Origin of the sequence: Paenibacillus sp. FSL R10-2199 (genome assembly GCF_038000235.1) — a bacterium.
Lineage (GTDB): Bacteria > Bacillota > Bacilli > Paenibacillales > Paenibacillaceae > Paenibacillus_AQ > Paenibacillus_AQ phytohabitans.
This window is the reverse complement of sequence record NZ_JBBOBO010000001.1, coordinates 4,450,978-4,463,335: the sequence shown is the minus strand read 5'-3', so window position 1 is coordinate 4,463,335 and position 12,358 is coordinate 4,450,978. Positions and strand designations below refer to the sequence as shown.

Sequence of the window (12,358 nt, the reverse complement as noted above, 5' to 3'; positions counted from 1 at the left end):
ATCATTTAGATTTGAGTTCTCATAATTTCCTGATAGGCTTCAATTACTTTGTTCCGGACTTGTGTAGTCAACTGCAAACTCAGCAATGCCTGTTGGGACGAAATCATAGCTTCATCAATGTTGACTTCTCCCAAAACAAATTTGTTACTCATGTCTTTAGCCTGCTGCTCCTGGTCCGCCACCTGATTAAGGGCATTCTCCAGGTATGAACCAAAGCTTTGTCCCGTTTCGGAGACGGCTGAAGCCTCTGATGCTACGGGTTTCATAGCCAGCGGCTGTACAGCCTGAGTTCCAATCAATAAGTTCTGTATCAATTATTCTCCTCCTAATCAATTCAATTAACGGCCGATTTCGAGCGCCTTACCCACCATCGCTTTGGACGCATTAAGCATCGTTACATTCGCTTCATAAGAACGTGAGGCAGACAGCATGTCCACCATTTCCTTCGTAAGATCCACATTCGGCATGTACACATATCCGTCAACATCAGCATCCGGATGACTTGGATTGTATACGGGCTTCAGCGGTGAAGTATCCTCAATAATCGATTTCACTTTAACACCTTCGCTGCCGCCGCTCATTTTTGAATCTAGTATGTTAGAGAAGCTATCAGCCTGGGCTGTTTCCAGCACTACAAGCTTCCGGCGGTAAGGTACGGCTTTGCCGTCAACCACGGAAGCCCTGGTTGTCTCGGCATTTGCGATATTGGAGGAGATCACATCCATCCGCAGGCGCTGGGCAGTCAATGCCGAGGCGCTTATTCCAAAGCTGCTACCAAAGTTCATTATTTATTACCCTCCCTGCACAACTGTACGCATCATAGTAATCTGACTGTTCAACTGTTCAACGTAAGAGTTATACCTCAGCTGGTTCTCGGCGCTCAGTGCCTGTTCGCGGTCCATATCCACATTATTGCCGTTGTTGTTCATAGAAGTAGTCTCATCTGTGCTGACAACAGCAGTTGGCACGCCGGTTACTGTTCCAAATTGGAAATGCCGGGAGTCTGATACTTTCGCACTCAGCGTAGGTTTCACACCGCTCTCCTGTTGTCTCAGGAAACTTTCAAAACTGACATCAGAGCGTTTGAAATTCGGCGTATCAACATTTGCAACGTTATTAGCCAGAACACTTTGTCGTTTGGTGGCGGCATCTAGGCCTCCCTGTAATCTTTGAAAACTGACACTGTTCAGCAAACCCATGGTAATCCCCCTTCCAAACCTATCATAATGAAAAGAATTCCACAACTTCCCCCGAATTCCTGCTTACTTTCGACAAAAAAAGCTAAAATTTTCATTAATTTGTCGAGTGCAGGTCGAACGCTGTCGATGGATGATTCTTATGTCAATCTCACATACATTGATTCTCTTAGAATTTGTATATTATTACAATAAGAAATAAGCCCTATCTTTTCTGAAAAGAGAGGGCTTAAAGCATGTTTTTACAATTTTCTACCTTTTTTATTCCAAATAATTCTTTTAATTACCATTATTTAACTCTTCATGCACGTTTTTCGAATTAAATTTGCATAGCTATAATTCTTAATACCTAATTTAGCGGGATATCGCACTGTCGCTTTAAAGGATATATTGACTTAAATCGCGATCCTGGGCGATTCCTGCCAGTTTTTCGCGAACATACTCCGGAGTAATGACCATTGTCTCCAGTGTCAGCTCCGGCGCTTCGAAGGATAGGTCCTCCAACAGCTTCTCCAGAATCGTATGCAGGCGACGGGCCCCGATATTCTCCATATTCTGATTCACGGAAGCGGCGATTTTGGCAATTTCCTGAATCGCTTCCTTCTGGAACTGAATTTCGATGTTCTCGGTCTGCAGCAGATGAACATATTGCTTCGTCAGCGCGTTCTCCGGTTCGGTCAGAATAGAGACAAAATCCTCAAGAGTAAGACTACTCAGCTCCACACGGATCGGGAAACGTCCCTGAAGCTCAGGAATTAGGTCCGAAGGCTTGGCAATATGAAAAGCTCCGGCAGCGATGAATAATACGTAATCCGTCTTCACAGGCCCGTATTTGGTCATCACAGTGGAACCTTCAACGATAGGCAGGATATCGCGCTGCACCCCTTCACGGGATACATCCGGACCGGAGCCTTTACCCTGGCTGGCTACCTTATCAATCTCATCGATAAAAATAATACCGGACTGCTCTGCGCGGGCTACCGACTCCTGAATCATATCATCCGTATCAATCAGCTTGGCAGCCTCATCCTGAATCAGCACCTTACGGGCTTCACGGATTGGCAGCTTGCGCTTCTTCGTACGCTTAGGCAGCAGGCTGCCGAACATTTCCTGCATGTTCATGCCCATCTGGTCATTGCCTTGGCCGGCAAACATATCCATCATCGAAGGAGTGGTGTCTTCCACATCGATTTCAATGATATCGTCCTCGAGCTGACCCGCCAGCAGCTTGAACTTAATGCCTCTGCGCCGCTCGCTCAGACTACCGTCCTCCGGCTCTTCTTTGGCTTCCTCCCCACCGCCGTTATTGCCGCCAAAAATCATCTCGAACGGATTGCGCTGCGATTTGCCCTTCGAGGTCGAAGGAACCAGTATTGCTACAATGCGGTCGTTCGCCAGTTCTTCAGCACGGTCCTTGACCTTCTCGGTGCGTTCCAGCTTCACCATACGGATTGAGGTCTCTACCAGGTCACGGACCATCGATTCCACATCACGGCCTACGTAGCCGACTTCGGTAAATTTAGTGGCTTCCACTTTGATGAACGGTGCATTGACCAGCTTGGCCAGACGCCGTGCGATCTCCGTTTTGCCGACACCTGTAGGACCAATCATGAGAATATTCTTAGGAACAACCTCATCCCGGAGCTCTTCGGATAAAAGGCTGCGCCGATACCGGTTGCGGAGAGCAACGGCCACCGATTTCTTAGCCTGTTTCTGACCTACGATATATTTATCCAGCTCTGCTACGATCTGGCGGGGTGTAAGCGATTGATTCACCATTGTGACTTCCTCCCTCTTTCTATGGCACCATGCCTATAATTGTTCGACAATAATATTGGAGTTGGTATACACACAGATCTCGGAAGCGATCTGCAGAGCTTCTCTGGCAATATCCGCTGCGCCCAGGTGCGATGCATGACGTTTGAGCGCGCGACCGGAAGCCAGCGCAAAGTTACCGCCGGAGCCAATTGCCAGCACGTCATCATCGGGTTCAATAATTTCGCCGTTACCGGAAATAAGCAGCATGCCTTCCTTGTCCATCACGATCATGAGCGCTTCCAGCTTGCGCAGGATACGATCCTGGCGCCAGTCCTTGGCCAGTTCTACTGCAGCCCGCTGCAGATTGCCGTGATGCTCTTCCAGCTTACCCTCAAACTTCTCAAACAAAGTAATCGCATCCGCTACGGAGCCCGCAAAACCGGCAATTACTTGTCCTCTGTACAGGCGGCGGACCTTCTTGGCCGTCGTCTTCATAATGACACTCTCTCCGAATGTAACCTGACCATCGCCGGCAATCGCGGCATGGCCGTCATGTCTTACCGCACAAATCGTAGTCGCATGAAAGCTGGGTAACATAATGGGCACCCTCCTAAAGTTTTGTGAGCGTTAGCATCCCGAAACAGCTTGGAAGAAACCTGATCCGGAAGCATACACTTAGTGTTATGGCATAAGCTTCCGGACCAGCTTCGGACAAACCGTCCCGGAAGCTTGCGTTTAAGTTTTATTGTGCCGGACTTTCCGCTTCGGTAAGCTGAGGTTCTACGACCTCCGGCTCAGTATAGGCCAGGCCTTTGTCTGCAGCATAGGCAGCAAGAATGTCCAGCGCACGGTAAGCCAGGCGTTCGTTTTTCTCTTTTTTACTGCGGAATCTCGTTTCAAGCTTTGGCAGCAAGCCAAAGTTGGCGTTCATCGGCTGGAAATGCTCGGGATCTGCGGAAGTAATGTAGGCCGGCATGCTGCCCAGCACAGTATCCTGCGGGAAGACCAGACCGTCCTCACCGAGTGCCGCTCTGGCAGCATTCATACCGGCGATCATACCTGAAGCCGCAGACTCCACATAACCTTCAACCCCTGTCATCTGGCCGGCAAAGAACAGTCTTTCCCGTCCCTTCATTTGATAGGTAGGATGCAGAAGCTTGGGAGAATTGATAAATGTATTGCGGTGCATGACACCATAACGGACATACTCTGCGTTCTCAAGCCCGGGGATAAGTGAAAACACGCGTTTTTGTTCGCCCCACTTCAAATGGGTCTGGAAGCCAACCAGGTTATAAAGCGTTCCCGCTGCATTATCCTGACGAAGTTGCACAACCGCGTAAGGAAGCTTCCCTGTATGAGGATTCATCAGACCTACGGGCTTCATCGGCCCGAAGAGCGCTGTCTGCTTGCCGCGCTTCATCATAATCTCGATCGGCATACAGCCTTCGAAGTAAATCTCTTTCTCAAAATCTTTGAGTGCGGCAGTCTCAGCCGAGATCAGTGCATCATAAAAAACATCGAATTCCTCTTCCGTCATCGGACAGTTCAGGTATGCAGCTTCACCTTTGTCGTATCGGGAGGCCAAATACACCTTGCTCATATCAATGGTGTCCTTCTCGACAATCGGGGCAGCCGCATCATAGAAGTAGAAATACTCCTCGCCAAGCAGCCCTTTAATCTCAGCGGAGAGTGCCGGAGAGGTCAGCGGGCCTGTCGCAATGACAACAATCCCTTCCTCCGGTATATGCGCAAGTTCTTCATTTATGACTTCTACCAGAGGGTGATTATGCAGCATTGATGTAATCTCACCGGAGAATCCATCGCGGTCTACGGCAAGTGCGCCTCCGGCCGGAACCGCATGCCGGTCGGCTGCCCCTAGTACCAGCGAGTCCAAACGGCGCATTTCCTCCTTGAGCACACCTACCGCATTGCCAAGGCCGTTGGCCCGCAGAGAGTTACTGCAGACCAGTTCGGCGAACTGGTCCGTATGATGCGCCGGTGTCTTCACAACCGGACGCATCTCATATAATCTGACCGGAACCCCGCGCGAGGCAATCTGCCAGGCGGCTTCACTGCCGGCAAGTCCGGCTCCAATCACAGTTACTTTAGCTATATCAGTCAATTTCCTTTCCTCCTGTAACACAATTATTCTGCCAGCTCTTCGTTGTCCAGCACTGCCTCGGTATGATCACAAGATGTGCATTGCAGCTTAGTCCCCTGTTTGTTGCGCTTCTCTACCATCCAGGAGCCGCAGACAGGACATGGTTTAACCGACGGTCTATCCCAGGATACAAAGTCACAGCCCGGATACTGATCGCAGCCGTAGAAGACACGGCCTTTCTTGCTGCGGCGCTCCACAACCTTACCCTCATGACATTTCGGACAGCTTACTCCGATATCCTTGATGATCGGCTTCGTATTACGGCAGTCCGGGAATCCGGAGCAGGCCAGGAATTTACCGAAACGGCCCAGCTTGTAGACCATCGGCTTCCCGCATTTATCGCATAGCTCGTCGGAAACTTCATCTTCAATCTCAATTTCCTTCATTTCTTCTTCGGCGTAGAGGAGACGTTTCTCAAAAGATTCATAGAACTGGGCCAGCACTTTCACCCAGTCCTCAGCACCTTCCTCCACATGGTCAAGATCCCCTTCCATATGGGCTGTGAATTCCACATCCAGAATTTCCGGGAAGAACTCTTCCATTTGCTCTATGATCAGCTCACCGAGTTCGGTCGGCATGAACTTCTTCTCTTCAATCGCTACATATCCGCGCTTCTGGATCGTCTCCAGTGTTGGCGCATACGTACTCGGACGGCCGATCCCCAGTTCTTCCAGCGTTTTGACCAGACGCGCTTCCGTATATCTTGGAGGCGGCTGAGTGAAATGCTGCTTCGGCTCGATATCATGCTTGGTTAAGTCATCGCCGGCCTTAAGCGGCGGCAGATACTTCTCCTCATCCGTTGTGCCGTCATCATTGCCTTCTACATATACCTTCATGAAGCCCGGGAAAGAAACCTTGGACCCGACGGCTCTGAAAATCGCAGTGCCTGCTGTAATATCCACAGACAGCGTATCAAGCAGGGCTGAAGACATTTGACTGGAAACAAAACGCTCCCAAACCAGTTTATACAGGCGGAACTGGTCACGGCTCAGGAATTCTTTGACCATGTCAGGCTCACGGAGCGCCGAGGTAGGACGGATCGCTTCATGCGCATCCTGGGCTCCCGCAGCTTTCTTGGAATACTGGCGCGGTGTCTCGGGAACGAACTTCTCACCGTATTTGGAGAGGATCAGCTCCTTAGCTTCTTCCTGGGCCGTAGCAGACAGACGGGTGGAATCCGTACGCATATAGGTAATTAAACCGACAGTGCCTTCCTTGCCCAGCTCAACCCCCTCATAGAGCTGCTGAGCAACAGACATGGTCTTGGATGCGCGGAAGCCCAGCTTACGCGCAGCTTCCTGCTGCAGTGAGCTTGTTGTAAACGGAGCGGAAGGATGCCGTTGTCTTTCTTTCTCTTTTACCTCTTTAACCTGGAAGGCGGAATTCTTAATAGCATCCAATACTTCCTGTACATCGCTCTCCTGGCCCAGCTCTTTTTTGTCGCCATTGAGCTTGTGGAACTTGGCTTCGAACAGGGAATCGCGGATGCCCAGCTTCGCAGTAATACTCCAGTATTCTGTGGGAACAAAAGCAGAGATTTCGTTCTCGCGGTCCATAATAATCTTCACAGCTACCGATTGTACCCGTCCTGCGGACAGGCCTTTTTTGACTTTCTTCCATAATAGGGGGCTAATCTTGTATCCGACGAGCCGGTCCAGAATACGGCGGGCCTGCTGGGCATTCACAAGATCCATGTTAATTTTGCGCGGAGTCTTGAAAGCATCCTTCACTGCCTGCTTCGTAATCTCATTAAAGACAACCCGGCATTCCTGTGTGTTGTCCAAATCCAGCGCATGCGCCAAATGCCAGGCAATAGCTTCACCTTCGCGGTCCGGGTCAGCTGCGAGATAGACTTTTTTCACTTTTTTGCTGGCATCCTTGAGTTCCTTCAAGATAGAGCCTTTGCCGCGGATCGTTATATATTTGGGGTTGAAATCATTCTCCACTTCCACACCAATCTGACTTTTCGGCAAATCTCTGATATGTCCCATTGATGCCTTTACAATATATTTACTGCCCAGATATTTACCAATCGTTTTTGCTTTTGCCGGTGACTCTACAATAACCAACGCATCTGCCATAGGTTTTCCTCCCAAAAGTTTGTAAGCATATATCCTCCTGAACCTGCCCTCAGGCCCGGCGGAAATCAAGAGTCTATGCTTAACACGGTTACTTCTATATTAAATTACCTTATAAATTGCACCCGGCAATTGTGTTACCGCTTTTTTTATGATTAAAGATAACAGAACTGAATGCAAATGTCCAAAATCCCACCTCGTGGACGCCAGGAGCTCATCGAGTGTAAAGGGGCCTTGATGCAGTATATGGTAAAGGTGTAACTCCTCACTTGTCAATTTCTTTTCGATTAACCCGTCTCCGGCGGAAGGCCCGGAACCGCTTGCCGGAGTCCCTGAAGTACCCTTTCCAGGCAGATAAGCTATGTATTCTTCCACGATATCCGCGGAGCTTGTTACCACCTTCGCACCTTGTTTAATCAGCTCTAATGCGCCTCTGCTCTTGGGCGAGGTGAGCGGACCCGGGACAGCAAACACATCCCTTCCTGCTTCTAGCGCAGCGTCGGCGGTAATCAGGGAACCGCTTCGGCTATCTGCTTCGACCACCACCGTGCCGAGCGACAGTCCGGCGATAATCCGGTTGCGCTGCGGAAATAACCCGGGATGGCTCGGGGTGCCCAGCGGATATTCGCTAAGCACAAGCCCGACACGTGAAATCTGCTGCTCCAGCTCACGGTTCTCAGGCGGATAGACCTTATCCAGCCCCGTTGCGACCACCGCAATGGTACTTCCGGCTCCCGTCAATGCAGCTTCGTGGCAGACACTGTCAATCCCTCTCGCCAGGCCGCTTATAACCGTGAGACCGGCCGCACTGAGCTGTTCAGCCAGCATTTCACCAATCTTGCGTCCATAGGCAGTAGGCACACGGGTACCAACCATAGCTACAGAAGGACGGGAAGCCAGCTCCAGACGGCCGCGATAATACAAAACCCAAGGCGGCTGAGGGGTTTCCTTTAACTGGACAGGGTACCCTTCATCCAGCAAAGTCACCATCGAAACCCCGCTTGCTTCCATTAAAGAGCGGCGCTGCAGAATCCATTCTTCATTAAAGACAGCGTTAAGTCTGGCCGACATTTTGCCGCTGATTCCGGCCCGCTCCCAATCTGTAACGGAACAGGACAAAGCTTCATTCGTTAAAAGGCCCGCCTGGCGTATTCTGTCCATACTTTTCCATCCAATGCCTTCTACTTCATTCAAACCGAACAGCAGATCCCGCGTTTCCATATGCACTCTCTCCTATACGGAAGGGCCAGCCTTCCTTAATGATTACATAAACTGCCGAAAAAAGACAAAAAAAGCAACCCTTCACCCCGGTACTCCGGGACAAAAGGTTGCTTACCTTTAAAATGATTATACATGAATCAGCGGTAAAAGCAGTGATCTTTGTGTGATTCTGCAGACTGAGCTCTAGTGGGTGGTGAAAGCATTCAGAATGCCGCGTTCCTCAAGCACACTGACGAGCGTAGAGCCCATCTCCGCAGGAGTTGGCGCGACCTTGATCCCGCAGGACTCCAGCACAGCGATCTTCTCGCTGGCCGTTCCTTTGCCGCCTGAAATAATCGCCCCGGCATGGCCCATCCGTTTGCCGGGAGGCGCAGTAACGCCCCCGATAAAGCCGACTACAGGCTTTGTCATATTCTCTTTAATCCACTGAGCCGCTTCTTCCTCTGCCGTCCCGCCGATCTCTCCGATCATGATGACAGCTTTGGTGCCCGGGTCATCATTAAACAGCTTCAGAATATCAATGAACTCCGATCCCTTGACCGGATCCCCGCCGATACCTACAGCCGAAGACTGGCCCATACCACGCTCCGTCAGCTGATGTACAGCTTCATAGGTCAATGTTCCGCTCCGCGAGACAACCCCTACATAACCAGGCATATGAATATAACCCGGCATAATCCCGATTTTACATTCTCCTGGCGTGATAACCCCCGGACAGTTGGGACCAATCAATACAGTAGAACGGCCCTCCATATATCTTGATACTTTAACCATATCCAGCACAGGAATGCCTTCTGTGATACAAATGACAAGTTCCATTTCAGCATCCACAGCTTCCATTATGGAATCAGCCGCGAAGGCAGGCGGTACATAGATCACACTGGCGGTTGCACCTGTAGCTGCTTTGGCGGCAACGACCGTATCAAATACCGGGAGACTGGCTTCCGTGCCATTGTCAAGCGTGATCTGAACAAAGGTTCCTCCCTTGCCCGGGGTTACCCCGCCTACCATCTGGGTGCCGTAATCCAGTGCCCCTTTAGTATGAAATAAGCCCGTAGCGCCCGTAATTCCCTGTGTGATGACTTTCGTATGTTTATCTACAAGAATGCTCATGCGTCAGGTCACATCCTCACTTTTATTGTCGAATATTACACCAGAGCAACAATTTTACGGGCACCGTCAGCCATGGAATCGGCAGCAACTATATTCAGTCCCGACCCGGCGAGAATTTCTTTGCCCAGTGCTACATTCGTGCCTTCAAGACGTACAACCAGCGGCTTCGTTAACCCGAGCTGTCTTGCTGCCTCAACTACACCGGTAGCAATGACATCACAGCGCATGATTCCACCGAAAATATTAACGAAAATCCCGCTTACCTTATCATCCGAGAGGATGATCTTGAAAGCTTCGGTTACCTTCTCTGTGGTTGCACCGCCCCCTACATCCAGGAAGTTGGCCGGTTCTCCGCCGTAATATTTAATAATATCCATGGTAGCCATTGCGAGCCCCGCACCATTCACCATACAGCCGATGTTGCCGTCAAGCGCAATATAGCTAAGATCGTATTTGGAAGCTTCAATCTCTTTGGCATCCTCTTCGTCCAGATCACGGAGCTCCAGAATATCCTTATGCCGGAACAGCGCGTTGGAATCGAAATTCAGCTTGGCATCGAGCGCCATCACATTTCCGTCAGCCGTTACAACCAGCGGATTAATCTCCGCGATGGAGCAATCTTTATCCACAAAAGCCAGATATAGCGCTTGCATGAACTTGACAGCTTTATTTACCAGCTCTGAAGGTATGGCTATGCTGTAAGCCAGTTTACGCGCCTGGAAGGTCTGTAGTCCCACTGCCGGATCAATGATTTCCTTGAAAATCTTCTCCGGATGTGTGGCCGCCACCTCTTCGATCTCTGTACCGCCTTCCTCGGAAGCCATCATGACTACCCGCCCGGAACCACGGTCTACAACCAGTCCGATATAATACTCTTTAACAATCTGGCAGCCCTCTTCAATCAGCAGCCGCTTCACTACCTTGCCTTCGGGTCCCGTCTGGTGGGTGACCAGCGTCTTGCCGAGGATTTCAGCCGCATAGGCACGAACCTCATCACTGTTCTTCGCCACCTTGACGCCGCCGGCTTTACCGCGTCCGCCTGCATGAATCTGGGCTTTGACTACAACTACCGGTGTACTCAGCGCTGCGGCAGCTTCCACTGCTTCCTCCACTGTATAAGCTACTTTTCCGTTCGGTACGGCTACACCGTACTTCTTAAGTACTTCTTTTCCCTGATACTCGTGGATATTCATACCGGAAGCCTCCTAAAGTTTTGCGGTGGCCGTGTAGCAGGCAGCCTGCAGCCATTCCGCATTCCGTTTTGATTGTCCAAAGCCGGGTCCAGACCGGTGAAAACTGGCAATATCCCGGCACATGCAGAAAACCGCCGCCTGAATACTAAATCCGTTAACGGTACAGTTTTCTGCTAGTGGCATATAGAACATATTACAGAGTGATATCTATAATTACCTATATGCCAGAATGTGAAACCCAGAATATTGTAACATGTTTTATAAGCGCTTTCCTTAAAAACTTTCACTATTTATACATACATTTTCGCTCAATTTCATGCCGGAATGCGAACGATTGCATTGACTTTGTGCTGATAGACTATTTCGAATTGCTAATATTGCTCTCATGAACACGGGCGAGCAGGTCTTTGAACTGGCCAAGCAGTCCAACAAACTCCTCGGGGGAGAGCATGGTGCCTTCGGCCATTTTACCGGGAATGCACATCGCATCCTGCTGTAGTGCCAAACCTTGTGCGGTTAATGAAATTAACACCTTCCGCTCGTCCTGCAAGGAACGTTCGCGCAGAATCAGGCCTGCAGCCTGCAGTCTCTTGAGCAGAGGAGTCAGCGTACCGGAGTCCAGGAACAGAGCTTCACCAAGCTCCTTGACCGTACATTGCCGTCTCTCCCAGAGGACAAGCATAACCAGGTACTGCGAATACGTTAATCCGATCTTGTCCAGGTGAGGCTGGTACAGCTTCGTAAATTCACGCGAACAGGCATAAATCGTAAAGCAGAGCTGATTCTCAAGCATTAGCTCCGGAGGGGTCATAGTTTCTTCTTGCATATCTTCTTCACCTGCCTTTGTGACATTAGTTTATCACAATTCATTCATAATATCATGTTAATAGCGGAAAATAGATTGACTTTTATTTTAATTGTGTTAAATTAAGTTGTGTACAATACATCATGAAAACGAACGGGAGCGATTTATAATGATGACTATTCAACAGAAAATGTATGAAACTACAGTAAAAGCGGTTGGCGGAAGACAAGGATATATTGAATCTGAAAGTCCTAAGCTGAACCTTACCATCAGCACACCACGCGAAATGGGCGGCGCCGGCGGTGAAGGCACTAACCCTGAGCAGCTGTTCGCAGCAGGCTATTCCGCATGTTTCGACAGTGCACTGAATATGGTTGCCCGTATGGGTAAAATAAAGATTGAGGGCAGTGAAGTAACAGCAACCGTAAGCTTCGGTAAAGTTGAAGACGGCGGATTCGGCATTGCCGTGAAGATGGATGTTCTGGTCAAAGGCGTAGATCACGACACTGCAGTACAGCTGGTAGAAGCAGCTCACGGCGCATGCCCTTACTCCCGCGCTACCCGCGGCAATATTGAAGTTGAACTGAATGTGCTGTAAGACATACTGCTGCTCAGTATAATTACAAGACCGGGTATACATGTTCTATCCCCAGCCTGCCCTTTATATAGCCATACTTTCTTTAAAGTAAACGCCCTGTCCGGCGGCCCCGGGCAGGGTGTTTGCCGTTGATCGGCAAACTTTATGCTTTGGGTCCCGTGTTAATCTATCCATTTGTCTTCGAGTATTCTATCTAACCCGCACTACAATTAACTTTCAAAAGAGTTAATGATGT

Annotated in this window: 12 protein-coding genes; 1 reads left to right on the top strand and 11 read right to left on the bottom strand. The window is 49.8% G+C overall.

The genetic code is table 11. The features are described 5' to 3' along the window. Positions 1 to 5: 5 nt before the first annotated feature. The 11 genes from fliE to NYE33_RS19330 all read right to left on the bottom strand — a co-directional run bounded on the left by fliE (position 6) and on the right by NYE33_RS19330 (position 11,546). Complete coding sequence (gene fliE / locus NYE33_RS19380) at positions 6 to 314, bottom strand: flagellar hook-basal body complex protein FliE (RefSeq protein WP_039295158.1); 309 nt, start codon at positions 312 to 314, stop codon at positions 6 to 8. A 24-nt stretch (positions 315 to 338) separates the two neighbouring features. Next, positions 339 to 785 (bottom strand): flagellar basal body rod protein FlgC, encoded by a 447-nt coding sequence (gene flgC, locus NYE33_RS19375; protein ID WP_042138162.1) that lies wholly within the window; start codon positions 783 to 785, stop codon positions 339 to 341. Between the two features lie 6 nt (positions 786 to 791). Continuing rightward, a complete protein-coding gene (flgB, locus tag NYE33_RS19370; protein WP_042138163.1) occupies positions 792 to 1,199 on the bottom strand; it encodes a flagellar basal body rod protein FlgB in 408 nt (135 codons plus the stop codon). 375 nt (positions 1,200 to 1,574) lie between these two features. Then, entirely contained in the window at positions 1,575 to 2,975 is a 1,401-nt protein-coding gene (hslU, locus tag NYE33_RS19365) for an ATP-dependent protease ATPase subunit HslU (protein WP_042138164.1), read from the bottom strand. Between the two features lie 33 nt (positions 2,976 to 3,008). Continuing rightward, complete coding sequence (gene hslV / locus NYE33_RS19360; RefSeq protein WP_039295147.1) at positions 3,009 to 3,551, bottom strand: ATP-dependent protease subunit HslV; 543 nt, start codon at positions 3,549 to 3,551, stop codon at positions 3,009 to 3,011. Between the two features lie 145 nt (positions 3,552 to 3,696). Beyond that, positions 3,697 to 5,076: an FADH(2)-oxidizing methylenetetrahydrofolate--tRNA-(uracil(54)-C(5))-methyltransferase TrmFO gene (gene trmFO, locus NYE33_RS19355; protein WP_042138167.1), complete on the bottom strand. Its 1,380-nt coding sequence runs from the start codon at positions 5,074 to 5,076 to the stop codon at positions 3,697 to 3,699. Positions 5,077 to 5,099: 23 nt separating this feature from the next. After that, positions 5,100 to 7,196 carry a type I DNA topoisomerase gene (topA, locus tag NYE33_RS19350; protein ID WP_341067071.1) on the bottom strand — a complete coding sequence of 699 codons (2,097 nt, stop codon included), beginning with the start codon at positions 7,194 to 7,196 and terminating at the stop codon, positions 5,100 to 5,102. Positions 7,197 to 7,295: 99 nt separating this feature from the next. After that, complete coding sequence (gene dprA / locus NYE33_RS19345) at positions 7,296 to 8,414, bottom strand: DNA-processing protein DprA (protein ID WP_341067069.1); 1,119 nt, start codon at positions 8,412 to 8,414, stop codon at positions 7,296 to 7,298. Between the two features lie 183 nt (positions 8,415 to 8,597). Continuing rightward, positions 8,598 to 9,527, bottom strand: coding sequence for a succinate--CoA ligase subunit alpha (gene sucD, locus NYE33_RS19340; RefSeq protein ID WP_341067067.1), 930 nt, complete (start codon positions 9,525 to 9,527; stop codon positions 8,598 to 8,600). 35 nt (positions 9,528 to 9,562) lie between these two features. Continuing rightward, a complete protein-coding gene (sucC, locus tag NYE33_RS19335) occupies positions 9,563 to 10,720 on the bottom strand; it encodes an ADP-forming succinate--CoA ligase subunit beta (RefSeq protein WP_039295138.1) in 1,158 nt (385 codons plus the stop codon). A gap of 358 nt (positions 10,721 to 11,078) precedes the next feature. Then, positions 11,079 to 11,546: a MarR family winged helix-turn-helix transcriptional regulator gene (locus NYE33_RS19330; RefSeq protein WP_042138172.1), complete on the bottom strand. Its 468-nt coding sequence runs from the start codon at positions 11,544 to 11,546 to the stop codon at positions 11,079 to 11,081. A gap of 148 nt (positions 11,547 to 11,694) precedes the next feature. Here NYE33_RS19330 and NYE33_RS19325 point away from each other — a divergent pair, with 148 nt between their 5' ends. Then, positions 11,695 to 12,123 (top strand): organic hydroperoxide resistance protein, encoded by a 429-nt coding sequence (locus tag NYE33_RS19325; protein ID WP_039295134.1) that lies wholly within the window; start codon positions 11,695 to 11,697, stop codon positions 12,121 to 12,123. The last annotated feature ends 235 nt before the right edge of the window (positions 12,124 to 12,358 follow it).

Bases quoted from the DNA above. Each gene is read 5' to 3' on its own strand.
- NYE33_RS19325 (WP_039295134.1), top strand. From the start codon at position 11,695: ATGATGACTATTCAACAGAAAATGTATGAAACTACAGTAAAAGCGGTT.
- dprA (WP_341067069.1), bottom strand. From the start codon at position 8,414: ATGGAAACGCGGGATCTGCTGTTCGGTTTGAATGAAGTAGAAGGCATT.
- flgC (WP_042138162.1), bottom strand. From the start codon at position 785: ATGAACTTTGGTAGCAGCTTTGGAATAAGCGCCTCGGCATTGACTGCC.
- flgB (WP_042138163.1), bottom strand. From the start codon at position 1,199: ATGGGTTTGCTGAACAGTGTCAGTTTTCAAAGATTACAGGGAGGCCTA.
- topA (WP_341067071.1), bottom strand. From the start codon at position 7,196: ATGGCAGATGCGTTGGTTATTGTAGAGTCACCGGCAAAAGCAAAAACG.
- hslV (WP_039295147.1), bottom strand. From the start codon at position 3,551: ATGTTACCCAGCTTTCATGCGACTACGATTTGTGCGGTAAGACATGAC.
- sucD (WP_341067067.1), bottom strand. From the start codon at position 9,527: ATGAGCATTCTTGTAGATAAACATACGAAAGTCATCACACAGGGAATT.
- NYE33_RS19330 (WP_042138172.1), bottom strand. From the start codon at position 11,546: ATGCAAGAAGAAACTATGACCCCTCCGGAGCTAATGCTTGAGAATCAG.
- hslU (WP_042138164.1), bottom strand. From the start codon at position 2,975: ATGGTGAATCAATCGCTTACACCCCGCCAGATCGTAGCAGAGCTGGAT.
- sucC (WP_039295138.1), bottom strand. From the start codon at position 10,720: ATGAATATCCACGAGTATCAGGGAAAAGAAGTACTTAAGAAGTACGGT.